Source organism: Trebonia kvetii (genome assembly GCF_007827045.1).
GTDB lineage: Bacteria > Actinomycetota > Actinomycetes > Streptosporangiales > Streptosporangiaceae > Trebonia > Trebonia kvetii.
This window is the reverse complement of record NZ_RPFW01000002.1, coordinates 1,087,945-1,113,591: the sequence shown is the minus strand read 5'-3', so window position 1 is coordinate 1,113,591 and position 25,647 is coordinate 1,087,945. Positions and strand designations below refer to the sequence as shown.

Genomic DNA, 25,647 nt, shown 5'->3' with positions numbered 1-25,647 from the left:
CAGGTCGGCGTCCAGATAATTGGGCCAGCATGATGCCGACGAAAAGCGCGGCCAGGGCGCTGATGCCGGTGAGCGAGCCGAACACCGCCAGCCCAGCGGTGGTCCTGGCACGTGGGCCGCAGGTCCATCGCGGCCAGGTGTGCCGGGTACGTGAAGGTGCGCTTCCCGGGGCGTCATGTCTGCAGCGGCATGATCTCTCGGGTGAACCCGTCAAGGAACTCCGCGAGCGAGACCTCCCGGCCCACGGGCCGCACCACGAACTTGCTGAGTCCCGCCTCGGCGTACGCCAAGATCAGCTGCCGCGCCCCGGACCATCCGCCTGCCGCCAGCGACTCCGGTGCCACGCCTGGCCGTCGCCGCGCGACCGATGCGGCAAACGAGTCAGGGACCGCCCCGAACGCTATCGCCATGCTCATTCCGAAGTGCTCGGGATCTACCTGGCGTCCCGCCTCGGCCGCTGCTGCCTGGATCGCGCGCACCGCCTCGCCCGCCTCGCCCGGCGTCATCAGCGAGCCCAGCCATCCGTCCGCCAGCCGGCCGGCGCGCCGCAGCGCTCCGGGTGCCGACCCTGCGAGCCAGATGTCGAGCGGGTTCGCGGGCCGCGGCCCTGCCGTCGCGCCGGAAACCGAGAAGTACCTTCCCTCGAACGTGACCGGCTCGTCCGCCGTAAGCAGCCGCCGCAGGAGGGTCAGCGCCTCGTCGAACACCTCCGCGCGCTGTCCCGGCCCGGGCGGCACCGGAAACGCCGCCCGTTCGGCGGGCGCGGCGGGCTGCAGCCCGAAGACCGGGAGCACCCGCCGCGGGGCCAGGCCCGCGAGCGACGCGAGCTGCTTGGCGACCAGCGCTGGATGCCGGCCAGGCAGCACCGAGATCCCGCTGCCCGCCTTCAGGTGCCTCGTCCTTGACAGCGCGAACGCCATCCCGGTGAACGGCTCGACCGCCGGCCCGTACACGTGCTCCGGCAGCCACAGCGAGTCGATCCCCGCGGCCTCAAGCAGATCCACGGCCGCGGCGAACCCGTCAGGTGCGCCCTCCGCGCCGAGCGACACCCCGATCCGGATTTTCATGCCGTCAGTATCGGTGAAGCCGGGTAAAACCGCGCCGGACCCGCCGGGGCAGCAGGGTCGGCGCGGTCACTTTGTAGATCGAGCCGTAGATGGCGCAGCTCAGTGACGGAGTACCGGCGGATCCTGCTCGACGGCACGGCCGTCGACGTGGTGCGGCACGGCGACATCCTGCGCGCCGGCGCCCACCTACTTCCAGAAGCCCACCAGCTCGCTCAACGCGCACCAGGGCGCGGTAGTGCGGCCCGAGGGCTGCAAGTGGCTGAACTACGAGGTCGAGATCGCCATCGTCATCGGCCGCACCGCCCGCAACGTCTCACCGGAGCAGGCCGCGGAGCACATCGCCGGCTACACCATCGCCAACGACTACGGCCTGCACGACTTCCGTGACACCGACGCCGGGTCGATGCTGCGGGTCAAGGGCTCGGACACGCTGTGCCCGCTCGGCCCCGGCCTGTCACCGGCTGGGACTTCCGCGGCATCCGGCCACCGCGCCGTTAGCACCCCCCTCTCACGAAGGACACCCCCCATGCGCATCACCGTCGACCTGAACAAGTGCAACGACCATGGCCAGTGCGTGTTCTCCGCGCCCGCGGTTTTCAGCCTCGACGACGACGGTAAGCTGACCTTCCGCCGACAGGCCGCCGGCAGCTACGTCTCGGGCGACCTGGACGAATCGCTCAGGGATGACGTCGAGGAGGCGGCTGACGTCTGCCCGCTGCAGGCGATCACGGTAGAAGACTGAGACAGGACGGAGAGGCCGCATGCGCGTCGTGGTCGTGGGGGCCGGCATGGCGGGGCTTCGCTCCGCCGAGGCTCTGCGCCGGGCCGGGTTCGAGGGCGAGATCGTCGTCGCCGGCGGGGAACCGCACATGCCGTACAACCGGCCGCCGCTGTCCAAGGACGCCATCGGCGCCGCCTTCGACGCGGCCCAGCTCCCGTTCCGCATCGCGAAGAGCGCGGGGGACGTCAGCTGGCAGCTCGGCCAGCCGGCCGTCGCGGCCAGCCTCGCGGCGCGGACCGTCACGCTCGACGACGGCACGGTGCTCGGCTGGGACGGCCTCATGGTCGCGACCGGGGTCCGGTCGCGACGCCTGAACCTGCCGGGACCGGCGGCCGGCGTGCACGCCGTCCGGACGCTCGACGACCTAGCCCAGCTGCGCGAGGAACTGGGGCACGCCCGGCACATCGTCGTTGTCGGCGGCGGCTTCATCGGCAGCGAGGTCGCCGCGGCGGCCCGCACCCGCGGCCTCGGCGTCACTGTCATCGAGCCCGAGCCGCTGCCGATGCGCCGGCCGCTCGGCGACGAACTCGCCGCGGAACTGCTGCGCAGGCATGAACAGCGCGGCGTGCGGTTCCGGCTCGGCACCCTGCCCACGGCCTTCGAAGGCGACGATCGGGTGCGTGCGGTGGCCCTGAGCGACGGCACGACCCTCGAGGCCGACCTGGTCGTGGAGTCGGTCGGCTCGATACCGAACACCGAATGGCTCGACGGGAACGGCCTCGACCTAGCCGACGGGGTCGCCTGCGACGGGCGACTGCGCGTGCTGGCCGGCGGTGACGCCCGGGACGACGTGATGGCGGCCGGCGACGTGGCCCGGTACCCGCACCCGCTGTTGTTCGGCGCGTCCCGCAGGATCGAGCACTGGACGGTCGCCACCGACACCGGCAAGTACGCCGCCGCGGGCCTGGCCCGGTCCCTGGCCGGCGATCAGCCGGACGGCGGCGTCTTCGCGGCGGTGCCCACGTTCTGGAGCGATCAGTACGACCTGCGCCTCCAGTCCTTTGGCGTCACCGGCCTGCCCGACGTCCGCATCCTCGAGGGCGACCTGGAGGGCGAAGCCGCCGTCGGTTACCATCGCGACGGGCTGCTGGCGGGCGTCGTGCTGATCGGACTCGGCGGCCGCTACGTGCACTACCGCGCCCAGATCGCCGACACCATCGCCGCCCTCACCCAGGCGGACAGCACCACGCTCTAGCCAGCGCTAAAGCGATTCGTCGAATCCTGCGGCATCGCCCTAGACTCACGCGTCGGGCCGGCCGGAGCCGGTGGCCGCGCTGTACGCGGACCCGGCCCCGGCCGGCGTGATCACGGCGCGTTAGCTGGTCAGCGTCACTGCCTGCCGCGGCGCAGGCCGGGAAGGACCCGCGTGCCCTCGACCCTGACGGCCCGCAGCGCCTCCGGGTTGAGCCCGAGGAGGGACAGGATCGTCGGCGCGACCTGGGTGGTCTCGACCGGGGCCTTCACGACCCGGCTGGCGATGCCCGGGCCGTCGACGATCATCAGCACGTGACGGTCACCGGTGTTCATGCCGCCGTGCTCGGCGAGCTTGGTCGGCTTCGAGTAGACGATGCCCACCTGGACCTTGCCGAAGACGTCCGGGTAGTGGCCGTTGTTGACCGAGACGCCGAAGAAGTGGGCGGCTGCGGCGCCGGCCCAGATCTGGGCGAGGCCCGAGTGCTTGACGGTCACCGGCTTCAGGTTGACGTCGAAACCCTGGGCGGTGTGGTGCCACAGGTAGTTCTTGACGAAGTCACAGGCGGCCTGCGAGTTGTCCGACAGGTAGGACTGCCACAGGTCGTCGTCGGTTCCGGCGACGATCAGCTTCGTGTTGCTGGGGTGCGTCTTCGCCCAGGCGGCGTTGATCGCGGTGATGATCGGGCCGTCCTGGACCGTGATGAGCTTGTTCGGGTCCTGCGGCGACTGGCCGTGCTTGGCGGTGATGATGATCGTCGTCGACCCGGCGAGGCCGTCCTTGTGGATCTGTGCGACCATGCGGCCGAGCTGAGCGTCAACATAGGCAAGGGCGCTGGAGAGGACCGGGCCGGGGACGAGCTTGCCGTGGACCCACTGGTAGCCGCCCGCTTTCGGAGCGCTGGTGTGGTAGTTGCCGTTCTTGTCCGGCCCGATCAGCGTCGTCGGGGTGGAGCGGATCTTCTGCGCGACCGAGACGGTCTGGAAGTTCATGCCCAAGATCGCGGGGGTGCCGACCTTGGTCTTGCCCGAGTGGTCGAAGCCTTTGATCTCATTCAGGATGGCCTTGACCTTGTAGCCGTCGTATTGCTTGGTGGCGGCGTCGATATGGGCCCAGTCGTCATCCTGCGGGTACGGGACACCATTCGGCTCAACCGCCTGGGAGTCGATCTCCGGCGAGAAGAGGTCGTCGATGCTCTGGCCGTTCGAGCCAGGACCGTTGAACGATGCGTAGACCTCGTGCTTGTCGGACCAGGCGGTGCGCAGGCCTGCGCTGTGGATGACCTGGAAGATCGTGTTGTCGCCGAGGTAGTCCCACGGGGTGATCGGCTTGCAGGTCTTCGGGTCGACAGGGAACGTGGCCGAGTTGAGCGACGTCTTCGGGTCGAACTTCAGGTTCATGATCGCGGCGGGGTTCTTGTCAACGCCGTTGGGGAAGATCGAGCCGTTCTCATCGAACGACGGGAAGGTGCCGTTGGCCGGGTTGATGAAGTCGTTGACGCTGGCCAGCGCGTCGTCTGGCGAGTCGTAGATGACGTCGCCGCCGGTGGCCGGCTTACCCGGGGTGCAGGCAGCGCCTGGCTCGTCGACCTTGTGGCTGTACTCGACGTCGTAATAAACGCCGGTCGACTTGGGGTTACCGCCGGTCATCAGCGCGGTGCCGCCCGGGTCGGAGTCCGACGGGTTGGAGGTCTCCGCGTTGGTGTACTCGATGCCGCCGTGGGTCAGCTTGGCAAGCGTCGAGTGCGGGTGACCCGCGATGTACCAGGCAAGGTCACTCTGGTGCATGCCGTCGACCGAGATCAGCAGAACGTGCTTGTCCGAGTGCGGCCGCCCATGGCCAGCCGGCTTAGCGCTGGCGGCCAGGGCGGGAAGCGCACACAGGGCTGCGGCTGACACCGCAGCCAGTCCGACCAGGGCCGGACGGGTGTACTTCGGCATGGGCAGGCCTCTCCATAAATCGACGAAGCTTGAACTCGCACGGCTGTGCGGCTCCCTAGACCTATCGGCCAAGCCGATACTGCGGGAAGACTGCGGGTGTCCACTATGCAACTTTTGGGTTAATGGGCGGTTGCGCCCCTTAATGAGCGTGAACGCGACGGGGACGGCGGCCAGCGCGGCGAGCCCGCTGACCCACAGGGCCCAGCGGAAGCCGCCGGTGAGCGCCGCGGCCGTGAGGTCGCCCTGGCCGAGCAGCACCCGGGAGTGCGTCGCCGCCACGGTGGAGGCGATGGCGATGCCGATCGCGCCGCCGAGCTGCTGCGAGGTGTCGATAAGACCCGAGGCGACCCCGGCGTCGCGCTCGCTGACCCCGGTCAGCGCGCCGATCGAGACCGGAATGAACGCCCAGGTCACCGCGCCCGCCAGGAAGAACGGCCCGGCGAGGTCGGACCAGAAGTTCCCGTTCGCCGGTATCTGGGTCGCCCACAGGATCCCGCCGCCGACCAGGGCCATCCCAGCCGCCATGACCAGCCTGATGGACGCCCGGGTGACGAGCTGCTGGGCCGGGCCGGCCAGCGCGATGCCGGTGACCGAGGTCGCCAGCCACGCCAAGCCGGTCTTCAGCGCCGAGTAGCCGAGCACCTGCTGCATGTACAGGGTCCCGGTGAAGATGAAGCTGTAGAAGCTGGCGCCAAGCAGGAAACCGACCGCGTTCGACCCGGCCAGCGTCCGCAGCCGGAACAGCCGCAGTGGCAGCAGCGGCGCCTGCGCCCTGGTCTCGATAACCAGGAAGCAGCCGAGCAGGGCCACCGACGTCGCGAGCAAGGCCAGGGTCCTGGCGCCCGTCCATCCCGCGGCGGGCGCCGTCGACGTGGCGTAAACGAACGCGACGAGGGCGCCGGTCGCGGTGATCGCGCCGAGCGGGTCGTAGCGGCGGCGCGCCTCGTCGCGCCGGCTTTCCGGGACCACCCGCCGGGTCAGCAGCAGAACGGCCACGGTGACGGCGACGTTCAGGTAGAAGATGTACTGCCAGCCGGCGTACCTAGTGAGCGCGCCGCCTGCCAGCAGGCCGACGGTGGCGCCGCTCGCGCCGATGCCGCCCCACAAGCCGAGCGCCTTGTTGCGCTCGGCGCCCTCGCTGAACATGTTCATCACGATGGACAGCGCGGCGGGCAGCAGCAGCGCCGCGCCGAGGCCCTGGACGCCGCGCATGACGATCAGGAAGGTCTCGCCAGAGGCCAGCGCGCAGGCCAGCGAGGCCGCCGCGAAGATCACCAGCCCGGTCATGAAGATCCGCCTGCGCCCGAGCAGGTCGGCCGCACGGCCGCCGAGCAGCAGGAATCCGCCGAAGGTCAGCGCATACGCGGTCACCACCCATTGCAGGTCTGACTCGGGGAAGTGCAGCTTGGCGCCGATGGTGGGCAACGCGACGTTGACGATCGTCAGGTCGACGGCAGTCATGAAGGCGGCGATGGCCAGCAGGGAAAACGCCTGCCAGCGACGGACCGGGGGACTGGCGGTGCCGTCGCCGCGCATGTCTGTGGTGTTGCCGAGTGAGGTCACGGATGCCTCCGATAGATATCGGTCAGGGTCGTCATCCGTTGAAGCCCTCGCGACGGCGGCGATTCACCGATGAATCTGGCGCGCCGCCGGTGTTGCACTAGTCAGGAGGCGCTTTCCAGGCGACCAGGTGAAAGGACCGCCCTGCGATGATCGAGGCAACCCTCGTCCGGGCCAAGGCCGGAGACGGCGAGGCCTTCCGTGAGCTCGTCGAGCCCTACCGGGGCGAACTGCTCGCGCACTGCTACCGGACGCTCGGCTCGGTCCACGACGCCGAGGACATGCTGCAGGAGGCACTGTTGGCCGCGTGGCTCTCTATTGGCCAGTTCGACGGCCGCGCCCTGCGTGCCTGGCTGTACCGCATCGCGACCAACCGCTGCCTCAACTACCTGCGCGGTGAATCGCGCCGCCCGCGGCGGGCCGGCCTGCCCGAGCGGGGCGCGGGGGTGCCGGCACCGTCGAGCGCCGACGAACCGTGGTGGCTCGAGCCCTATCCGGACGTGCTGTTCGACGACGCTACCCCAGGCCCCGAGGCCCGCTACGACGCGCGTGAGTCGATCGCGCTGTCGTTCGTGGCGGGCCTGCAGCGCCTGCCCCCGCAGCAGCGCGTGGTCCTGGTGCTCAGGGACGTGCTCGGTTTCACCGCGGCCGAGGCCGCCGGCATTCTCGACGTCGGCCCGGCGGCCGTGAACAGCGCGCTCATCAGGGCGCGGGCCAGCCTGCAGCCGGGCAGGGAGCCGCACGAGGTACCACTGCCGAAATCCCCGGCGGAGGCCGCGGTCGTCGACCGCTTCGTTGACGCGCTCGAGCGCTTCGATCTCGACAGTCTCGTGGCTCTGCTGACCGACGACGCCAGGCTCACCATGCCGCCGGAATCGCGGCAATTCCGCGGGCCGCAGCAGATCGCCGGATTCCTCGCGGAGCTGCCGTTCTGGGGCGGGGAGCTCAAGGTCGTCCGCACCAGGGCCAACAACCAGCCCGCCTTCGTCTACTACGTGCCCGACCCGTGCGCGCAGATCTGGCGGGTCGGCAGCATCATGGTGCTCACCCTGCGCGGCGGCCGGGTCAGCGCGGTGACCCGCTTCGGCGACGTCGGGCTGCTCGCCCGCTTCGGCCTGCCAAGGACGATGCCGCGGGACTGACCGCGGCACCGCGGCGCCGCACCATGTGCGGCGGTAACGCCGACGGCCGGGCGTTCCTGGCGTGAAATGCCTCGAGCGCCGCACCCGCGGTCTCGTAGCTGGCATCAGGTCCAAGCGCCTTGGTGATGCCGTAACGGTCGAGTTCCCGCTGCACCGGGTCAAGCACGCCGCTCAGCGCGAACCTGACGTGCCGCTCCTTGGCGATCCCCAGCGCGGTGGTGAGCACCGCGGCCGCGGTGTAGTCGATGTCCGCGACGGCCGTGAGGTCGAGGACCAGCCACTCAACGGCCTCGCCCGTGCCCACCAGGGTGCGCAGGTCATCGACGAGCCGCGCCGCGTTGGCGTAGTACAGGCTGGTGCCGAAGCGGTAGATCGCGATGCCCGGCTCGGTGCGCGCGCCTGGCGTGATCGGCTCCGCCTCCCAGTGCCCGGCGGGCGACTTCACCAGCACGCTGTTCAGCGGGTTGTAGCTGTGCCGCAGGTGATCCACGATCGACGCCACGATCGCCACCGCGATGCCGTCCTCGACGCCGAGCACCACGACCGCCGCCGTGGTGAGCAGGGCTACCGCGAACTCGTCGCGCCGGACGGCGAGAATGCGCCGCATCCCGGCAACGTCGACCAGGTCGGCCGCGATCAGGAACACCACCGCCGCGAGCGCGGCGGTCGGCAGGTAGGTGAGCAGCCCGGTGAGCAGCACCACAGTGCAGAGCACCAAGGCAGAGGCGGCGAGCGAGGAGAGCTGGCTGCGGCCGCCGGCGCTGTCCACGATCTGCGCCTTGGTCGGGCTGCCGTTGACGACGAACGTGCCGGTGAAGGCGGCCGCGACGTTCGCCGCGCCGAGCGCAGACAGGTCGTCGGGGACGCTGACGTCCTCGGAGTACTTGGCCGCGTAGGCGCGCGAGGTCGCCGTGCTCTGCGCCAGGATGACGACGAACATGGACACGGACGCGCCGAGCAGCGACGCGACGTCCGCCCGGCTCATGGCGGGCAGCGCGAACGAAGGCAGGCCGCGCGGCACCGTGCCGATGACCGCGACGCCGTGCGCGGGGAGATGGGCGAGCCGGCTCACCGCGATCGCCACGCCGAGGGCGATCAGCGCTCCGGGGACGCGCCTGTTGACCCTCCGGATGGCTAGCACCACCGCGATCACTCCCGCCGACACTGCGACGTCCGCCCAGTGCGCGTGCGGCAGCGCCCGCACGGTGTCGGCCAGTTTCATCAAGGTGCCCGTCCCGGTCACCTTGATGCCGAGCATGTCGGGCAGCTGTCCCGCCGCCACCTGAATGCCGACGCCAGTCAGGAACCCGACAAGCACGGTGCGGGACAGGAAGTTCGCCAGGAAGCTGAGCCGGATCACCCGGGCGAGCAGCAGCATCGCCCCCGTCAGCAGCGCCGCGAGGCCGGCCAGCCGGACGTAGCGCTCCGACCCCGCCGCCGCCAGCGGTGCGAGCGCCGCGGCGAGGATGGCGGCCGTGGCCGAGTCGGCGGCGACGACGAGATGCCGCGAGGAACACAGCACGGCGAATACCGCCATCGGCAGCAGCATCGTGTAGAGGCCGGTGACCAGCGGCATCCCGGCGATCTTCGCGTACCCGAGAACCTCCGGCACGCCGATCGCCGCGAGCGTGACGCCGGCCAGCGCGTCCGGCCAGAGCCGGGAGCGCTGGACGGGAAGGACCCCGCCCAGCACGTGCAGCTTGCCCAGCCGGCGGCGCCAGCCGTCCGGCGCAGCGGCCATCAGTCCACCCCCTCGCCGCGGTACGCACCGCGGCACGGTTCATCATGCCCGCCGGCCGCAGGCGGCACCAGGCCGTCAGGCAGTACCAGGCCGCAGCACGTGATGCTGTCCGGCACCCAGCGGCTGCGGCGCATCGCCAGGCAGCAGCTGTTTCCCATCACCGAGCGCTTCCGCCCACGGCATTTCCTCCTGGCTTCGTCGCACCACTATCGACCAGTCACAAGAATTTTAAAGATCGATCGTTGAGATAGGCATCATCCACTGGCTGGATACGATCGGGGTGTGAACCTCGCTGGACTCGACATGAACCTCGTCGTCGCATTGCGTGCGCTGCTCGTCGAGCGCAACGTGACCCGGGCCGGGCAGCGGATCGGCCTTAGCCAGCCCGCGATGAGCGCCGCGCTTGCCCGGCTGCGCCGACATTTCGGTGACGAGCTCCTGGCGAGGAAGGGGACGGGATACGAGCTCACAGCCTTGGGCGCGGTGCTGCTCGACAGGACTGAGGTTGCCTGCGAGATGCTGGAGCGGGTCTTCGGCAGCCAGCCGCGCTTCGACCCGGCGCGCGAGGAACGCGAGTTTGTACTCCTCGCCTCCGACTACGCCGTGCTGGTCTTCGGTGCCGCCCTCGCCCGCGAGATCAGTGCGCAGGCGCCGCAAGTCAGCATCGTGTTCCGTCAGGTGACCGCCGCGCTCACCGACGATCCCGCCGGGCAGCTGTCCACCGTCGACGGCCTGCTCATGCCGCACGGCATCATCGCCGGCCTGCCCGCGGTCGAATTGTTCAGTGACCGCTGGGTCTGTGCGGTGGCCGAGGACAATCCCGAGGTCGGCGAATCCATCACGCTCGGCCAGCTCGCGACCCTGCCCTGGGCTGCCTACCAGCGCACATACGCCGCTTCTGTAACCCAGCAGCTGTCGATGCTCGGCATCGAACCTCGCGTCCAGGTTCTGGCGGACAGCTTTCAGCTACTGCCGTCCCTGGTCGCGGGCACCCGCCGGGTGGCCATGATCCACGCGCTGCTCGCCGCGCACCTCGGGCTCGGCCCGGGCAGCGGCATCCGGCTGCTTGACTGCCCGTTCGACGCGGTCCCTGTCCAGGAGGCACTGTGGTGGCATCCGGTGCACACGCACGACGCAGGCCACGTCTGGCTGCGGGAACTGGCCAGTACGGTGGCCGCCGGGATCAGCGCGATTCCCGGCGGCGGTGACCGGTCAGCTCCTCGTAGGTCGCGCCCATGACCTCGGATACCGGCCTTCCCGCGTCGAGCGCGGCCGCCATCGCCGCCTCGGCCGCGGCGATTTCCTCGGCGGTGGCAAGCACCGCTTCTGCCTGCGCGAACGGGATGACGACGACGCCGCCCGCGTCGGCGAGCACCAGGTCGCCCGGCGCGACAGGCACCCCGGCCAGTTCGACAGGCTCCCCCCAGGAGACCTCGGCCGCGCGTCCCCTGGCGGTGACCGCGGTGGCGGCACGGGCGAACACCGGCAGGCCTGCCGCAGCGGCCTCCGCCAAGTCGCGGGCCGCGCCGTCGACAACCACCCCGTCGATGCCGCGGATGGCCGCGGCCCGGGACAGCAGCCCGCCCCAGCCCGCGCAGTCGGTCCGGCCCTGGTGGGCGACGACAATCACGTCACCGGCCCCGGAGGCGTCCACGGCTGCGGTGCCGAGATGCCGCTTAGGCCCGTCCGCACCCTCGGCGGGCCGCGCGGCCGGTGGGCCAAGCAGCACGGTGACGGCACGGCCAGCCGCGGCCCGTTGCGCGGCCAGCGGCCGCAGTCCGCTCACCGCGCTTGGCAGCCCGTGCTTGTCCAGGGCATCGGACACCGCGCAGGTGTCCAGTGCCCGCAGTCGGCTAACCAGGTCGTTCACGAGCTCGCTCAGGCGTCGAGGCCGAGTTCGCGGGCTATCAGCATCCGCTGCACCTCCGACGTGCCCTCGCCCACCTCGAGGATCTTCGCGTCCCGGTAAAACCGCCCGACCGCGTACTCGTTCATGAATCCGTACCCGCCGAAGATCTGCGTGGCGTCCCGCGCGTTGTCCATCGCGGCGTTGGAGGCGGTCAGCTTCGCGATCGCCGCCTCCTTCTTGAATGGCTCGCCCGCCGCCATCTTCGCCGCCGCGTGCCACCAGGCCAGCCGCGCGTTGTGCGCCCGGACCTCCATGTCGGCGATCTTGAACTGCAGCGCCTGGAACCGTCCGATCACCCCGCCGAAGGCACGTCTGTCCCGAACGTAAGCGAGTGACTCATCCACGCACCCCTGCGCCAGCCCGGTGGACAGCGCCGCGATGGCTACCCGCCCCTCGTCCAGGGTCCGCAGGAACTGCGCGTAGCCGCGGCCCCGCTCGCCGAGCAGGTTCGCCTCGGGGACACGGCAATTGTCGAAGGACAGCTCGTGGGTGTCGGAGCAGGACCAGCCCACCTTGGAGTACTTCGGCGCGACGGTGAAGCCGGGGGTGCCCGATGGCACCAGGATCGTGGAGATCTCCGGCTTGCCGTCCGGCCGTGTCCCGGTGACCGCGGCGACACCGACAAGCGCGGTGATGGACGTGCCGGAGTTCGTGATGAACGCCTTACTGCCGTCGATCACCCACTCGCCGTCCTCGAGCCGCGCGCGGGTCTTCATCGCGCCGGCCACGTCGGTGCCGCCGCCCGGCTCGGTCAGCCCGAACGCGCTGAGCTTCTCGCCCGCGCACAGCGCGGGCAGCCACTGCCGCTTCTGCTCCTCGGACCCGAACCGGAACAGCGGCATGACGCCGAGCCCGACGCCGGCCTCAACCGTGATCGCGACCGAGGAGTCGACCCGGGCGAGTTCCTCAAGGGCGAGGCAGAGCGCGAAGTAGTCGCCGCCCATGCCGCCGTACTCCTCGGGGACCGGCAGCCCGAACAGGCCCATCCGCCCCATCTGCGCGACGATGTCGTAGGGGAACTCGCCGCGCTCGTACAGGTCGCCGATGACCGGCGCCACGGCGTCGCGGGCGAACTCCTCGACCGTCTTGCGCAGTTCCTCGTGCTCCTCGTCAAGCTTGTAACTGAGCATCGCTCCTGAACTCCTCTCCGCACGGAAGACAGTGGACGTTTAGGTACACCCCGGTGTACCTAAACGTCCAATGTCAGCTGACTCCGGTCCGATGACGGCCAGCGTCTCGTCCATCGTGACCTGCTGACCGGGCTTGGCGGTCAGCTCGGCGATCACCCCGTCGACGGGCGCGGTGACCGTGTGTTCCATCTTCATCGCCTCCACCACCAGCACCGGCTGCCCCGCCGTAACCCGCTCGCCGGCGCTCACGTGCACCGCCAGGACCGTGCCTGGCATGGGGGAGCGGACGCTGCCGTCGGCCGCCGCAACCCGGCCCGCCCGCGGCGAGGCGGCCTGCTCCTCGCGCACCGCCCAGGTGCGGCCGTCGCGGCCCAGCCAGGTCGTCGCCCCGTCGGCCGCGTAGGCGTACTTGCGCGTCCGCCCGGCGGCGGTGATCACCAGGTCGGTGCCGCCGCCAGGGGCGGCGCGGAACTCCGCGCGGGCCCCTTCCGGTTCTCCGTCGCCGACCGCGACCTCGGCGCCGGCCGAGGCAAGGCCGCGTACCCGTACCTCGTCGGCGGTTCCCGCTGCGTGCGAGAGCCGGAGCCTGGTCCAGGCCCGGTCGCCAGGCCGCCACCCGTCGGGGATGTCCCACGGATCGGTCACCGGTCCGCGCGGCTCCCTGATTAGCAGCCGGGCGAGGGCGGCCGCGGCGAGCGCGTGCGTGGTCGCGCCGGCCGCCGGATCCCCCTCCGCGATGCCTGTGCCGGCCGCCGCGTCATCGGCCGCGCTCGCCTCGCCAGCACTCCCCGGGCCGTTTCCGGCGCGGGCACTCCCCGCGCCGCTTCCTCTCCCCGCACTCCCCGCGCCGCCCGGGACGGATACGCGCTCGACCAGGCCCGTGTCCAGCCGGCCGGCCTGCACGTCGGGGTCGGCGAGCAGGCCGCGCAGGAACGCCACGTTGGTGGTCACCCCGAGCACGACCGTGCCCGAAAGGGCCGCGTCGAGCCGCCGCAGCGCGGTCGCCCGGTCCTCGCCCCACGCGATCACCTTGCCGAGCATCGGGTCGTAGTCGCTTGTCACGGTCACGCCCTCGGCAAGCGCCGAGTCTACCCTGATCCCGGGCCCGGCGGGCTCGCGCAGCGCGAGCACGGTGCCGCCGGTCGGCAGGAAGCCGCGCACCGGGTCCTCGGCGTACACCCGCGCCTCGACGGCGTGCCCGCGCATTGGCAGCGCGGCCCCGCCGTCGCCGTCGGCAGACTCCGGATGCGGTCCGAACGGCAGCGGCTCGCCCGCGGCCACCCGCAGCTGCCACTCCACCAGGTCAAGCCCGTAGACGAGCTCGGTGACCGGGTGCTCGACCTGCAGCCGGGTGTTCATCTCCATGAAGAAGAAGTCTTCTGGCGCGTCGCCCGCGACGATGAACTCCACCGTCCCGGCGCCGACGTAGCCGACGGAACGGGCCGCCGCCACCGCCGACGCGCCCATCGCCGCGCGCTGGGCGGGCGAAAGCAGCGGCGACGGCGCCTCCTCGATGATCTTCTGGTGCCGTCGCTGCAGCGAGCACTCCCGCTCGCCGAGGTGCACCACGTGGCCGTGCGCGTCGGCGAGCACCTGGATCTCGATGTGCCGCGGCCGCGGCAGGTACCGCTCGACGAGCAGGGTGCCGTCGCCGAACGCCGCGACCGCGGTGCGCCGCGCCGCGGTGAGGGCGGCGGGCAGTTCCGCCGGGGTGGGCACCACCCGCATGCCCTTGCCGCCACCGCCGGCAGACGGCTTGATGAGGACGGGGAACCAGCTGTCGTTCAGGCTCCCGATGAGCTCGTCGTCGGACATGCCGGGCCGGCCGGACCCGGGCACCACCGGCACCCCGGCGGCGGCGACCGTCGCTTTGGCGGCGATCTTGTCGCCCATCGCGTCGATCGCCTCGGCGGACGGCCCGATGAACACCAGGCCCGCCTCGGCGCACGCGCGGGCGAAGCCGGCGTTCTCGGCGAGGAACCCGTAGCCGGGATGCACCGCCTCCGCGCCGGTGTCCCGCGCCGCCGCGATCAGCGCGCCGACGTTCAGGTAGCTCTCCAGCGCGGCGGCCGGGCCGATCCGCACCGCCTCGTCGGCCTCGAGCACGTGCCTGGCGCCGGCGTCCGCGTCGCTGTATACCGCGACGCTGGCGATGCCGAGGATGCGCAGCGTGCGGATGACGCGGACGGCGATCTCGCCGCGATTGGCGATCAGTACCTTGCTGAACATGCTGTGCCCCTGCCTCATGTGTCGGCGCCTCACATCCGGAAGACGCCGAAGCCAGGCGGCGCGAGCGGCGCGTTGGCCGCGGCGGACAGGGACAGGCCGAGCACCCGGCGGGTGTCCGCCGGGTCGATGATGCCGTCGTCCCATAGCCGGGCCGTCGAATAGTAGGGGTTGCCCTGTTCCTCGTACTGCGCGCGGATCGGCTGCTTGAACGCCTCTTCGTCGGCGGCGGACCAGTCCTCGCCGCGCGCGTCGAACTGGTCGCGCCGCACCGTGGCGAGCACGCTTGACGCCTGGTCGCCGCCCATCACCGAGATCCGCGCGTTCGGCCACATCCACAGGAACCGCGGCGAGTACGCCCGGCCGCACATGGCGTAGTTCCCCGCGCCGAACGACCCGCCGATCACCACGGTGAACTTGGGCACCCGGGCGCAGGCGACGGCGGTGACCATCTTCGCCCCGTGCTTGGCGATGCCGCCGGCCTCGTACTGGCGGCCGACCATGAACCCGGTGATGTTCTGCAGGAACACCAGCGGGATCCGCCGCTGGTCGCACAGCTCAATGAAGTGCGCGCCCTTCATCGCCGACTCGCTGAACAGGATGCCATTGTTGGCGATGATGCCCACGGTGTGCCCGTAGATCCTGGCGAACCCGGTGACCAGCGTCGGCCCGTACTCCGCCTTGAACTCGCTGAACCGCGACCCGTCGACCACCCGGGTGATGACCTCGCGGACGTCGTACGGGGTGCGCAGGTCGGCGGGCACCACGCCGTACAGTTCCGCGGGGTCGTGACGCGGTTCCTCGGACGCGGTCACGTCCCATGGCCGCTCGATTCGCGGCGGCAGGGTCGCCACGATCGACCGCACGATGCGCAGCGCGTCCACGTCGTCCTCGGCGAGGTGGTCGGTCACCCCGGACACCCGCGAGTGCAGGTCGCCGCCGCCCAGGTCCTCGGCGCTGACCACCTCGCCGGTCGCCGCCTTCACCAGCGGCGGACCGCCGAGGAAGATGGTGCCCTGGTTCCTGACGATCACGGCCTGGTCGCTCATCGCGGGCACGTACGCGCCGCCGGCGGTGCAGGACCCGAGCACCGCGGCGATCTGCGGGATGCCGCGCGCCGACATGGTGGCCTGGTTGTAGAAGATCCGGCCGAAATGCTCGCGGTCGGGGAACACCTGGTCCTGGCGGGGCAGGAAGGCGCCGCCCGAGTCGACCAGGTACACGCACGGCAGGTTGTTGTGCAGCGCGACCTCTTGGGCACGCAGGTGCTTCTTGACCGTGACCGGGTAGTAGGTGCCGCCCTTGACGGTGGCGTCGTTGGCGACGATCACGCATTCGCGGCCGGCTACCCGGCCCACGCCGGTGATGATGCCCGCGGCGGGCGCGTCCCCGTCGTACATCCCGTCGGCGGCGAGCGGGCTCAGCTCGAGGAACGGCGAGCCAGGGTCGAGCAGCGTGTCCACCCGGTCGCGCGGCAGCAGCTTGCCGCGCTCGGCGTGCCGCTGCCTGGCCCGCTCTGGCCCGCCGAGGCGCGCGGCGGCGAGCCGCTCGCACAGCTCGGCCGCCAGGGCGCGGTGCTCGGTCGCGTTCGCCGTGAACGCATCGCTCGCCGAGTCGGCCTTGCTGTGCAGCACTGGCGCATCGGCCCAGGCAGGCGTGGGCGCAGCCTGCGTGACGGCATCGGACATGTTAGTGGCCATTTGCGTAATCTGCCTCCATCCCCGGGTTTTAGGTTAACGCACACTAACTTCCGCGTCTACTATGAGGGGGTGGACACGAGCAGTGAGTCAGCCCTCCGCCCCGGCGCCCCGCAGGCCCGCGAGGCACCGCGCGCCGGGCGCGGGCGCGGGCCCCGTGGTGCGCGCCGCGAGGAGATCCTCGCCGCGGCGGCCGCGCTGTTCGCGCGCCGCGGCTTCCACGGTGTCACGATCGACGACATCGGCGCCGCCGCCGGCATGTCGGGTCCCGGCATCTACCGGCATTTCCCCGGCAAGGACGCGGTACTCGCGGAGATGCTCGTCGGCATCAGCGAGCGGCTGCTCGCCGAGGGCAGCCGCCGCGCGGAGGCGGCCGCGGATGCCGGGGCCGCCCTTGACGCCCTGCTCGACTGGCACGTCAGCTTCGCACTCAGCCAGCCGGACCTGATCACCGTGCAGGAACGTGAGCTGGCCAACGTGCCGGAACCAGCCAGGCGGAAGATCCGCCGGCTGCAGCGGCTGTACGTCGAGGAATGGGTCACCGTGACGAGCGAGCTCAGCCCGCTCGCCTCGCCGACCCGGCTGCGCACCGCCATGCACGCCATCTTCGGCCTGCTCAACTCCACCCCGCACAGCGCGAGCGAACTGCCGCGCGAGGACGTGGCCGCCCTGCTGCACGCCATGGCCCGCGCCGCTCTCGCCGCCGCGTCGGCGCCGCCGCCCAGCGCGGCGGGAAGCGTCTAACCGCGCGGGTCGGCGCCCGTATTCCGGCCTGATTCTGTGCTATTGACCGTCTGTGTGCCGCCACTCAGCATGTCCTGAAGTCTCAAAGATGACATTGAAATGCCTATTTCAATGCCTCTCCGAGGAGCGGCGATGGATGCTCGGGACGCGCAGTACACGGAGAGCCGGGTGCGGCTGCTCGTCCGGTCACTGCTGCGTGCGCTCCTGTTCTGCTCCGCCTCCGGCTCCTGCCTGTTCGGGTCGCTGCTTCCCCCGTGCGTCGCCTCCCGCGGGGTGGATGAGGCGCTGCCCCGGCTCGTCTGGTGGCGCGCCGGAGCGCGAGCCGGCGTCCAGGCGGCAGAGGCATTCGCCAACCGGAGCCCGGTGTCCTGAGAACCCGGCCTCTCGCCAGTCTGGTCAAGCTGCCTGGGGTGAACACGGGAGCGGAAGCGTTCGATGGAGTCCCCGGGCGCTCCCGCATGGAAGCGCAACACAGAGGGCATTGTGAGTACCGTGGCTGTCTGGTCCGATGGTCGCGTGCGCGGCGGAGGCGATTACCGCTAACCAGCCCGGGCCGTGACGGTGAGCCGCGCGGCGCCGGCGGTCGCGTCGATGTCGAACCCCGCTGTTCCCGCCGCCCAGCCGGGCGTGGTGAACACCGAGCCGTCGGGCACCGCGACGTGCTTGGCACCCTCGAGTGATACCTGACCTGCGCCCTTGGCGGCGGTGACCCGGACCGCGCTGCCGTGCGGCACGCTGAGCAGGAACCGGCTGGCGCCGGCCGCGAGCCGGATTGGCACGCTGCCGCGCGGCGCGGGCATCAGGAGGTCGAGCAGGTCGGACCCTGCCGTGATGGCGACGCTGGCCACCCGGCCATGGCGCAGGTCGGCGATGGTCTGTTTGGTGCCGCTCGCCAGCTCGAGCCGCCAGCCGACGGCGGTGTTCAGCGTGACCGTGACCGAGGCCGCGTCCTTCGCCGACACGGAGACAAGCGCGCTGCCTCCGGGGCCGGCGCCGCCCGTCACCTGCAACTGTGCCGCCGGGCTGCCGCCCGGCGTGCTGACCTCTACCAGTGACCCGGTGAGCCCGAGGTTCGCCATGCCGATCGTCAGCTTCGGTGTCCCGGTGCGGACCTGCAGCGTCGCCCCGCCGGAGCCAGCGGAAACACCGGGACCGGGCAGCTGCGTCATCGGCAGGCTCACCGTGTGCGGCCCGGACGGCGCGGAAGAAGAGGAGGAGATGCTGCGCACCACAATGGCGCCGCAGCCGGCGAGCAGGAGCGCCGCGCAGATCCCTTGGACGGTGAGGGAGCGCCACCGGGTCACGTTCACAAGGGCACCATAAGGGACGAAACGTCCGCGCCGCGCCTAGCCGGTCGATGAAGTCCCTGACCTGCGCAGTTGCTAACTTAATCGTGGGACGGCAGGACTTCGGGGGAGGGGCCGTCATGGCACGAGCCGGGGGAGCGTACGTCGTCAGGGACGAGAGCGCCGGCGGGGAATCGGGCAATGTGGACAAGCTCTACCCGTACACGCTCAAGGGCCTGACCGACGCGCTCGAGGAGGCGCGGTACCGGAGTTACGCCGGCCCGCCGCAGATTGTCCTGACGATGGCCGAGAGCGGGATGAAACTCATCCGCCGCTACGAGCACGGTCGCGAGACACCCGCCGAGGCGCCACGCTGATCCGCCACGCTGATCCGCGAGGCGCCGCCCGTTTCCCCTTCCCGGCGGGCGGCAGGCCGGTGCAGAATGCCCTCATGCGGAGCAGTCCGCTCGCGCAAGGACCGTAGCCCCGCGCCGCCCGACGGGAGCAGGTGTGCCTGAGATAGTGACCGACCCGGACGTCCCAGGTCCGGCGCGGCGGGAGCTTGAGCAGGCGCCGATGACCGCTCTGATCGCCTTCGCCGACCCGGTGCCGCAGCCGGGCGTGCCTGGCAACCAGGTCGCCAAGCAGGACGCCAGCACGCAGACCAGGGCGGCCGCGCGATTCACCGCGGGCGGCAGCCTGGTGCTCGCCGTGCTGCTGTGCTGTATCGGCCTGATTGCCAGGCAGCCCGGCCTGGTGCTCATGGCGATGTTCATCTGGCTGCCGGTCGCCGTCGTCGCAGCGCTGATCGGCTTCCACGACCATGATGAGCCAGGGCAGCAGTCGCTGCGCCGCCGGCGGGGTGAACCGGACCCCGCGCTTGCCTATCACCGCCGCTACGTCGTCCCCGAGCTCGACCTGCACGACGCCGGGCTAGCCCGCTGGCGGCGCGCCCGTGACGCAGCCAAGTCGATCCAGGCGGCGGAGGCCGTCCGCCTCGGGCTCATCGACACGGTGGAGATAGCCGCCGTCCTGCCTTACCACCTGTGGGACATCGTGGAACGCCTCGCGCTGATGTCGGCAACGGAACGGCGGCTGCCGGCGATCCTGCAAGGCGTGGACACGAACGACTCCGACATCCAGGCCGTCCTCGGCCCGCAGCGGCGGGTGCACGACCTCGCGGTCGCGGACGTCGAGCAGCGGATCGGCCGCCTCGAGGAGTTCGCCGCGCTCGCGGCCAAAGCCGACGCGGCGCGCAGGCGGAAGCGGGCCATCGCCGAGCTCGCCGACCTCAACCCCGACTACGAGGAACTGCTCATCCGCCTGGGCGAGACGGGCAACGCGCTGACCGTGACCGGGCACTCCGGCGACGAGCTGCGTGCCGTGGCCGCCGAGGCGGACGACGCCGTCCGGCTGGCGAACGAAGCCGGCCGCGCCCTGGTAATCCCGTCTGCAGCCAGCCGGGAGGCTGGGATCTGACTGGTGTAGCCACGCACCCGTTCGGGATGATCGTGAGCGAGACCAGCGCGGACGCGGCGGGACACGGGAACGCCCAGGCCAGCCCTCGCGGGCCGGCCTGGGCGTCCAGGAAGGGAAGGAAGGACCGTCAGGCCAGATCGAACCGGTCCGCGTTCGCCACCTTGGCCCACGCCGCCACGAAGTCGTTGACGAAGTGCTCCTTCGCGTCGTCGTCCGCGAAGACCTCGGCCACGGCCCGCAGCTCGGAGTTCGACCCGAAGATCAGGTCGACCCGGCTGCCAGTCCACTTGACCTCGCCGCCAACCCTGCCCTCGAACGTGGTCGCGTCCTCGGAGACTGGCGTCCAGGTCGTGTCGTAGTCGAGCAGGTTGACGAAGAAGTCGTTGGTCAGCGCGCCGGGCGTCTCGGTGAAGACACCCAGCTTGGACCCGTCGTAGTTCGCGCCGAGCACGCGCAGCCCGCCGACGAGGACGGTCATCTCCGGCGCGGACAGCGTGAGCAGGTTCGCCTTGTCCACCAGCAGGTACTCGGCTGGGAGACGCTGGCCCTTGCTGACGTAGTTGCGGAACCCGTCCGCCTTCGGCTCGAGGTGCGCGAACGACTCCACGTCGGTCTGGTCCGCGGTCGCGTCGGTGCGGCCGGGCGTGAACGGCACGGTCACGGTGACGCCGGCGTCCGCGGCGGCCTTCTCGACCGCGGCGTTGCCCGCGATGACGATCAGGTCGGCGAGTGACACCTTCTTACCGTCAGCCGCAGACCCGTTGAACGAGGTCTGGATGCCCTCCAGAGTCCGCAGCACGGACGCGAGCTGGTCCGGGTTGTTGACCTCCCACCCGCTCTGCGGCTGCAGGCGGAGCCGGGCGCCGTTGGCGCCGCCGCGCTTGTCGCTGCCGCGGAACGTCGAGGCGGACGCCCACGCGGTGGACACCAGCTGGGACACGGTGAGGCCGGAAGCGAGGATCTCGCGCTTGAGGCCTGCGACGTCGTCGGCCTCAACCAGCGGGTGGTCGACGGCCGGCACCGGGTCCTGCCAGATCAGCACCTCGGACGGCACCTCGGGGCCGAGGTAGCGGGCCACCGGGCCCATGTCGCGGTGCGTCAGCTTGAACCAGGCGCGGGCGTACGCGTCGGAGAACGCGGCCTGGTCGTCCTTGAACCGCCGGGAGATCGGCTCGTAGATCGGGTCGTAGCGCAGCGCCAGGTCGGTGGTGAGCATCCGCGGCTCGCGCTTGCCGTCGCCGAACGCGTCGGGCACCAGGCCTGCGCCGCCACCGTCCTTCGGCCGCCACTGGTTGGCGCCCGCCGGGGACTTGAACAGCTCCCACTCGTAGCCGAACAGGATGTGGAAGAACTCGTTGTCCCACCGGGTCGGGTGGTAGGTCCAGGTGACCTCGATCCCGCTGGTGATCGCGTCCGCACCGACGCCGGTGCCGTAGCTCGACTTCCAGCCGAAGCCCTGCTGCTCGATCGGCGCGGCCTCCGGGTCGGCGCCGACGCTCTCCGCCGGGCCCGCGCCGTGGGTCTTGCCGAACGTGTGCCCGCCGGCGATCAGCGCGACGGTCTCCTCGTCGTTCATCGCCATCCGGCCGAACGTCTCGCGGATGTCGCGGCCCGCCGCGATGATGTCCGGGTTGCCGTTCGGGCCCTCCGGGTTGACGTAGATGAGGCCCATCTGCACCGCGCCGAACGGGTCGGCGAGCTCGCGGTCGCCGCTGTAGCGCTCGTCGCCGAGCCACTCGGTCTCCGAGCCCCAGTAGACGTCCGCGTCAGGCTCGTAGACGTCAACCCGGCCGCCGCCGAAGCCGAACGTCTGGAAGCCGCCCGCCTCCATCGCGACGTTGCCGGCCAGCACGATGAGGTCGGCCCAGGAGAGCTTCTTGCCGTACTTCTTCTTCACCGGCCACAGCAGCCGGCGGGCCTTGTCCAGGCTGACGTTGTCCGGCCAGCTGTTCAGCGGCGCGAAGCGCTGCTGGCCGCTGCCGGCGCCGCCACGGCCGTCGCTCACCCGGTAGGTGCCCGCGGCGTGCCACGCCATCCGGACGAACAGGCCGGCGTAGCTGCCGAAGTCGGCGGGCCACCAGGGCTTGGAGTCGGTCAGCACCGCGGCGATGTCGGCCTTAACGGCCGCCAGGTCAAGGGTCTTGAAGGCCGCCGCGTAGTCGAACTCCCCGTGGTAGGGGTCGGTCGCCACCGGGTTCTTGGCCAGAATCCGCAAGTTGAGCCGGTTCGGCCACCACTGACTGTTCGCGTCACCCTGAGTCGGGTGGACGCGGCCGTGCACGACCGGGCAGCCGCCCTCCGCGCTCGCCCCCCCGGTCTGCTCCGCGACCTCCGGGCCTTCGCCGTCAGCAATGATTGGATCATGGTTCTCAGCCATGAGAATCCCTCCGCACTAGTCGATTCACGGTGCTCACGTACTGCGAGCGGAACAGTCAGCGCACAAACCCCAGTAGATCACCTCGGCCTCACTGAGCGTGAAGCCACGGTCATCCGATGGAGTCAGGCACGGTGCCTCACCGACCGCGCAGTCGACGTCCGCGACGGCGCCGCACGACCGGCACACGAGATGGTGGTGGTTGTCTCCGACCCGTCCCTCGAACCGCGGTGAGCCGCCCGCGGGCTCGATCCGGCGCACCAGCCCCGCCGCGGTCAGCGCGTGCAGCGCCTCGTACACGGCCTGCAGGGACACGTGGCCCACCCGCTCGCGCACCCCGGCGGCGACCGCCTCGACGCCGAGATGATCGCCGTGCCTGACGGTTTCGAGCAGCGCGACCCGCACGGCCGTCACCCGCAGGCCGACGCCACGCAACTCGTCGGCGGCGTTCGCAGCGTGAGACGCGGTCATGGGCCCAACCTACTCCCATAAAGACGAAGGGTTCAAGTTAACGAATGTCTCAATCTAAGGCAGATGAAAAACTCTCCGTATCCGCCGGTGTCGCATCGCGTTATCCCGAACGGTTGGTGGCTTCGCCCTTACCGCACCCCGTGTCCGTAGGCGGCGCTGAGCGCCGCCAGGTCCGGCTCGCCGAACCGCTCACGCAGCCGCGCGAAGGCGGCCGGCTTGTCCGGGCCGAACCGCGCGACCTCGGCGGCGTACGTGGCCGCGGTGAGGAAGGAGGGCGGCGTCGACTTGGTGTGGAACTTGTCCGCGTACATGACAAGCGCCTCCTCCGCCGTCTGCGCCACGTAGTCGTCCGGCGGCAGCGGCAGCTCCTGCCGCAGCACGTCAGCCCGGGTGATGCCGACTCCGGTGTGCCGGGAGGCGAACCGGCACAGCGCCTCGGGATACCCGGCCTCCGCGAGCAGTTCGTGGCCGAGGACGCCGTGCCTGATGTACCCGGCGTGGCCTAGCTGCCCCGCGGCGTCGTACAGCCGGTACACGCCGACGTCGTGCAGCAGGCACCCGGCGCGCACCAGCCCGGCGTCGAAACCGCCCCCCTCGATGCCCACAGCAGAGGCGCCGAGCCCGTCAAGCAGCCGCAGGGCGATCCGCCGCACGATCTCGCTGTGCGTGAAGACGACCGCCAGCGCCTCCGCTGTCGGCGCGTGCCGCACGTGCAGCGCAAATATCTCCTCGTCGTCCGGAATCCGCATAGCAGCCGAGCCTAGCGGGCGGCTCGCGGTCGACCGCCGCTGACCATCTCCGCCGGGAGCCCATCGCGTCACCCGTGAAACTGGCATACTCAGGGTTCACACCCGGGCGCATCGCTCATCAGCCATGCCCGGGGCGGTGTCGGGCGTTCGAGAAAGTGAGCAGCCCATGAGGGCAAGGAAGCTGCGGGTCCTCGCGGTCAATGGCGTCGTCGCCGCCTGCGTGGCGGTGCTGGCGAGCGCCTGTACCGGCTCTTCGTCGACGCTCGACAACGGCCAGCCCGCGCCGGCCACCCCCACCGTGACCCCGACGCCCGTGCCGGTGCTCGGCGACATGAAGCTGGCCACGTTCCCCCAGTCCTGGGACGGCATGCGGGCGCTGCAGGTCTGCGAGCAGTGGGCTCTGCTGCGCGGCGAGTACGTCACCCGGGTGCGGAGGGACAACACGCTGCAACTGCAGCTGTGGTTCTCCAGTGATGGCTGGCTCACCGCCTTCAACGCCAACAGCGCGCTCAAGGTCGACCCGACCTACATGCACATCAGCACCGACCTCGGCATCGTCACCGCCCCCGGCGGCGCGAGCATATCCGCCGCGAGGATGCTCGACGCCTCCTGCGCGGCCGGCAACTAACGGCTCCGTCCAGCTAGGCCCTGGGCCGGCGGTCGCCGGCGCGCATTGCCTCCCGTAAGTTTGTCTCACCGAAGTCCTTATCGCAGCAACACCGGGAGCAAGGCAATGACGCAGACCCCGCCGTATCAGGTGACCGACCCCGCGACGGGCGAGGTGACCGAGACGTTCCCCTACGCTACGGATGCCGAGGTTGAGCAGGCGCTCAGCGCCGCGACCGAGGCGTTCGCCGCGTGGAAGCGGCGTCCGGTCGCCGAGCGTGCCGCGATTGTCAAGCGGGTCGCCGAACTGTTCACCGAGCGCGCCGCCGACCTGGCCGCGCTGATCACCAAGGAGATGGGCAAGCGGCCCGCCCAGGCCCAGGGTGAGGCCGAGTTCTGCACCGCCATCTTCGACTACTACGCCGACAACGGCCCGGCGCTGCTCGCCGACCGCCCGCTGCCCGGCCACGACGCGGCGCGCGTGGAGTACCTGCCGGTCGGCGCGGTCCTCGGCGTGATGCCGTGGAACTACCCGTACTACCAGGTCGCCCGTTTCGCCGCGCCCGCCCTGGTCGTCGGCAACACGGTCATCGTCAAGCACGCGGAGAACTGCCCCACCTCGGCCCTCGCGATCGCGCAGATCATGAAGGACGCGGGCGTGCCCGAGGGTGTCTACACGAACATCTTCGCCACCCACGAGCAGGTCGCCGACATGATCGCCGACCCGCGGCTGCGCGGCGTGTCGCTGACCGGCTCCGAGCGGGCGGGCACCGTGGTCGCCGCGCAGGCGGGCCGCAACCTGAAGAAGGTCGTGCTTGAGCTCGGCGGGTCCGACCCGTACATCATCCTGGACACCCCGGACGTGGAGGACGCGGCGGAGACCGCCTGGGGCACCCGGATGGAGAACGTGGGCCAGGCCTGCAACTCCAACAAGCGGATGATCGTCATGGACAGTGTCTACGACGACTTCGTGGCCGCCCTGGTCAAGCGGGCCGCCTCCATGACGCCGCGCCCGGCGGGCGACGACTCCGACGACACCTACAGCCCGATGGTGTCGCGCAAGGCGGCGGAGAACCTGCTCGCCCAGGTGCAGGACGCCGTGTCCAAGGGCGCGACGCTGCACGTCGGCGGCACCCTCGGCGGCGGCAACGGCGCCTACTTCGCTCCGGCCGTGCTCACCGGCGTGACCCCCGACATGCGCGCCTACAAGGAGGAGCTGTTCGGCCCGGTCGCCGTCGTCTACAAGGTCAGCAGCGACGACGAAGCGGTCAACCTCGCCAACGTGGTCGACTTCGGCCTCGGCGGCGCGGTCTGGTCCGCCGACGAGGACCGGGCCACCCGGGTCGCCGAGCAGCTCGAAGTTGGCATGGCCAACGTCAACACCCCGGCGGGTGAGGGCGCGGACCTGCCGTTCGGCGGCACCAAGCGCTCCGGCTTCGGCCGCGAGCTCGGCCCGCTCGGCATTGACGAGTTCGTCAACAAGCGCCTGTTCTACGTGCAGAAGTAACCCGCACAGCCGGCGACCGACGGTCCCGGGCAGGCCGCGAGCGCGG

Annotated in this window: 21 protein-coding genes; 10 read left to right on the top strand and 11 right to left on the bottom strand. The window is 70.9% G+C overall.

All coding sequences use genetic code 11. The annotated features are described in order from the left end of the window. Positions 1 to 173: 173 nt before the first annotated feature. On the bottom strand, positions 174 to 1,067 hold the full coding sequence (locus EAS64_RS13795; RefSeq protein WP_145853287.1) for a TIGR03854 family LLM class F420-dependent oxidoreductase: 894 nt from the start codon (positions 1,065 to 1,067) through the stop codon (positions 174 to 176). A gap of 235 nt (positions 1,068 to 1,302) precedes the next feature. Between EAS64_RS13795 and EAS64_RS45815 the strand changes: the two genes are divergently transcribed. Continuing rightward, positions 1,303 to 1,809 carry a ferredoxin gene (locus EAS64_RS45815; protein WP_246115658.1) on the top strand — a complete coding sequence of 169 codons (507 nt, stop codon included), beginning with the start codon at positions 1,303 to 1,305 and terminating at the stop codon, positions 1,807 to 1,809. A gap of 19 nt (positions 1,810 to 1,828) precedes the next feature. Continuing rightward, positions 1,829 to 3,043 carry an NAD(P)/FAD-dependent oxidoreductase gene (locus tag EAS64_RS13780; RefSeq protein WP_145853285.1) on the top strand — a complete coding sequence of 405 codons (1,215 nt, stop codon included), beginning with the start codon at positions 1,829 to 1,831 and terminating at the stop codon, positions 3,041 to 3,043. 134 nt (positions 3,044 to 3,177) lie between these two features. Here the strand turns inward: EAS64_RS13780 and EAS64_RS13775 are convergent, their stop codons facing one another. After that, positions 3,178 to 6,543: an MFS transporter gene (locus EAS64_RS13775; RefSeq protein WP_145853284.1), complete on the bottom strand. Its 3,366-nt coding sequence runs from the start codon at positions 6,541 to 6,543 to the stop codon at positions 3,178 to 3,180. Positions 6,544 to 6,689: 146 nt separating this feature from the next. Between EAS64_RS13775 and EAS64_RS13770 the strand changes: the two genes are divergently transcribed. Further along, a complete protein-coding gene (locus tag EAS64_RS13770; protein WP_145853283.1) occupies positions 6,690 to 7,682 on the top strand; it encodes an RNA polymerase subunit sigma-70 in 993 nt (330 codons plus the stop codon). Here the strand turns inward: EAS64_RS13770 and EAS64_RS13765 are convergent. After that, complete coding sequence (locus tag EAS64_RS13765) at positions 7,606 to 9,423, bottom strand: SulP family inorganic anion transporter (RefSeq protein WP_145853282.1); 1,818 nt, start codon at positions 9,421 to 9,423, stop codon at positions 7,606 to 7,608. The two genes, EAS64_RS13770 and EAS64_RS13765, sit on opposite strands and share 77 nt — an antisense overlap. A 282-nt stretch (positions 9,424 to 9,705) precedes the next feature. Between EAS64_RS13765 and EAS64_RS13760 the strand changes: the two genes are divergently transcribed. After that, positions 9,706 to 10,662, top strand: coding sequence for a LysR family transcriptional regulator (locus EAS64_RS13760; RefSeq protein ID WP_145853281.1), 957 nt, complete (start codon positions 9,706 to 9,708; stop codon positions 10,660 to 10,662). Here the strand turns inward: EAS64_RS13760 and EAS64_RS13755 are convergent. From EAS64_RS13755 to EAS64_RS13740, 4 genes are read right to left on the bottom strand one after another with little or no spacing between them, the layout of a single operon-like run. Beyond that, positions 10,607 to 11,293, bottom strand: coding sequence for an RraA family protein (locus EAS64_RS13755; protein WP_145853280.1), 687 nt, complete (start codon positions 11,291 to 11,293; stop codon positions 10,607 to 10,609). The genes EAS64_RS13760 and EAS64_RS13755 overlap by 56 nt on opposite strands. 8 nt (positions 11,294 to 11,301) lie before the next feature. Next, the gene (locus EAS64_RS13750) at positions 11,302 to 12,462 is read right to left on the bottom strand and encodes an acyl-CoA dehydrogenase family protein (protein WP_145853279.1); all 1,161 of its coding nucleotides are present in this window, start codon (positions 12,460 to 12,462) and stop codon (positions 11,302 to 11,304) included. Positions 12,463 to 12,501: 39 nt separating this feature from the next. Beyond that, positions 12,502 to 14,691, bottom strand: coding sequence for an ATP-binding protein (locus EAS64_RS13745; protein ID WP_145853278.1), 2,190 nt, complete (start codon positions 14,689 to 14,691; stop codon positions 12,502 to 12,504). A gap of 29 nt (positions 14,692 to 14,720) precedes the next feature. Then, on the bottom strand, positions 14,721 to 16,376 hold the full coding sequence (locus EAS64_RS13740) for a carboxyl transferase domain-containing protein (RefSeq protein WP_145853579.1): 1,656 nt from the start codon (positions 16,374 to 16,376) through the stop codon (positions 14,721 to 14,723). A 186-nt stretch (positions 16,377 to 16,562) separates the two neighbouring features. Between EAS64_RS13740 and EAS64_RS13735 the strand changes: the two genes are divergently transcribed. Together EAS64_RS13735 and EAS64_RS13730 are read left to right on the top strand one after the other, a co-directional pair. Continuing rightward, positions 16,563 to 17,129: an SACE_7040 family transcriptional regulator gene (locus EAS64_RS13735; RefSeq protein ID WP_246115690.1), complete on the top strand. Its 567-nt coding sequence runs from the start codon at positions 16,563 to 16,565 to the stop codon at positions 17,127 to 17,129. Positions 17,130 to 17,261: 132 nt separating this feature from the next. Continuing rightward, on the top strand, positions 17,262 to 17,501 hold the full coding sequence (locus EAS64_RS13730) for a hypothetical protein (protein ID WP_145853276.1): 240 nt from the start codon (positions 17,262 to 17,264) through the stop codon (positions 17,499 to 17,501). Between the two features lie 167 nt (positions 17,502 to 17,668). Here the strand turns inward: EAS64_RS13730 and EAS64_RS13725 are convergent, their stop codons facing one another. Then, positions 17,669 to 18,439 carry a hypothetical protein gene (locus tag EAS64_RS13725; RefSeq protein WP_145853275.1) on the bottom strand — a complete coding sequence of 257 codons (771 nt, stop codon included), beginning with the start codon at positions 18,437 to 18,439 and terminating at the stop codon, positions 17,669 to 17,671. A 116-nt stretch (positions 18,440 to 18,555) separates the two neighbouring features. Between EAS64_RS13725 and EAS64_RS13720 the strand changes: the two genes are divergently transcribed. Beyond that, on the top strand, positions 18,556 to 18,792 hold the full coding sequence (locus EAS64_RS13720; protein ID WP_145853274.1) for a hypothetical protein: 237 nt from the start codon (positions 18,556 to 18,558) through the stop codon (positions 18,790 to 18,792). 133 nt (positions 18,793 to 18,925) lie between these two features. Next, on the top strand, positions 18,926 to 19,894 hold the full coding sequence (locus EAS64_RS13715) for a hypothetical protein (RefSeq protein WP_145853273.1): 969 nt from the start codon (positions 18,926 to 18,928) through the stop codon (positions 19,892 to 19,894). Positions 19,895 to 20,021: 127 nt separating this feature from the next. Here EAS64_RS13715 and katG read toward each other — a convergent pair whose 3' ends face one another. The 3 genes from katG to EAS64_RS13700 form a co-directional block, all read right to left on the bottom strand. Further along, positions 20,022 to 22,271, bottom strand: a complete 2,250-nt coding sequence (gene katG, locus EAS64_RS13710) for a catalase/peroxidase HPI (protein WP_145853272.1) — start codon at positions 22,269 to 22,271, stop codon at positions 20,022 to 20,024. Positions 22,272 to 22,304: 33 nt separating this feature from the next. Next, positions 22,305 to 22,739, bottom strand: coding sequence for a Fur family transcriptional regulator (locus EAS64_RS13705; protein ID WP_145853271.1), 435 nt, complete (start codon positions 22,737 to 22,739; stop codon positions 22,305 to 22,307). 128 nt (positions 22,740 to 22,867) lie between these two features. Beyond that, positions 22,868 to 23,488, bottom strand: a complete 621-nt coding sequence (locus tag EAS64_RS13700; protein ID WP_145853270.1) for an HD domain-containing protein — start codon at positions 23,486 to 23,488, stop codon at positions 22,868 to 22,870. Positions 23,489 to 23,654: 166 nt separating this feature from the next. Here EAS64_RS13700 and EAS64_RS13695 point away from each other — a divergent pair, with 166 nt between their 5' ends. Next, entirely contained in the window at positions 23,655 to 24,116 is a 462-nt protein-coding gene (locus EAS64_RS13695) for a hypothetical protein (protein ID WP_145853269.1), read from the top strand. Positions 24,117 to 24,221: 105 nt separating this feature from the next. Then, on the top strand, positions 24,222 to 25,601 hold the full coding sequence (locus EAS64_RS13690) for an NAD-dependent succinate-semialdehyde dehydrogenase (RefSeq protein WP_145853268.1): 1,380 nt from the start codon (positions 24,222 to 24,224) through the stop codon (positions 25,599 to 25,601). Positions 25,602 to 25,647 lie beyond the last annotated feature (46 nt).

Coding starts and splice junctions, on each gene's coding strand:
- EAS64_RS13795 (WP_145853287.1), bottom strand. CDS start 1,067: ATGAAAATCCGGATCGGGGTGTCGCTCGGCGCGGAGGGCGCACCTGAC.
- EAS64_RS13780 (WP_145853285.1), top strand. CDS start 1,829: ATGCGCGTCGTGGTCGTGGGGGCCGGCATGGCGGGGCTTCGCTCCGCC.
- EAS64_RS13770 (WP_145853283.1), top strand. CDS start 6,690: ATGATCGAGGCAACCCTCGTCCGGGCCAAGGCCGGAGACGGCGAGGCC.
- EAS64_RS13765 (WP_145853282.1), bottom strand. CDS start 9,423: ATGGCCGCTGCGCCGGACGGCTGGCGCCGCCGGCTGGGCAAGCTGCAC.
- EAS64_RS13750 (WP_145853279.1), bottom strand. CDS start 12,462: ATGCTCAGTTACAAGCTTGACGAGGAGCACGAGGAACTGCGCAAGACG.
- EAS64_RS13745 (WP_145853278.1), bottom strand. CDS start 14,691: ATGTTCAGCAAGGTACTGATCGCCAATCGCGGCGAGATCGCCGTCCGC.
- EAS64_RS13740 (WP_145853579.1), bottom strand. CDS start 16,376: ATGTCCGATGCCGTCACGCAGGCTGCGCCCACGCCTGCCTGGGCCGAT.
- EAS64_RS13730 (WP_145853276.1), top strand. CDS start 17,262: ATGGATGCTCGGGACGCGCAGTACACGGAGAGCCGGGTGCGGCTGCTC.
- EAS64_RS13720 (WP_145853274.1), top strand. CDS start 18,556: ATGGCACGAGCCGGGGGAGCGTACGTCGTCAGGGACGAGAGCGCCGGC.
- katG (WP_145853272.1), bottom strand. CDS start 22,271: ATGGCTGAGAACCATGATCCAATCATTGCTGACGGCGAAGGCCCGGAG.
- EAS64_RS13705 (WP_145853271.1), bottom strand. CDS start 22,739: ATGACCGCGTCTCACGCTGCGAACGCCGCCGACGAGTTGCGTGGCGTC.
- EAS64_RS13700 (WP_145853270.1), bottom strand. CDS start 23,488: ATGCGGATTCCGGACGACGAGGAGATATTTGCGCTGCACGTGCGGCAC.
- EAS64_RS13695 (WP_145853269.1), top strand. CDS start 23,655: ATGAGGGCAAGGAAGCTGCGGGTCCTCGCGGTCAATGGCGTCGTCGCC.
- EAS64_RS13690 (WP_145853268.1), top strand. CDS start 24,222: ATGACGCAGACCCCGCCGTATCAGGTGACCGACCCCGCGACGGGCGAG.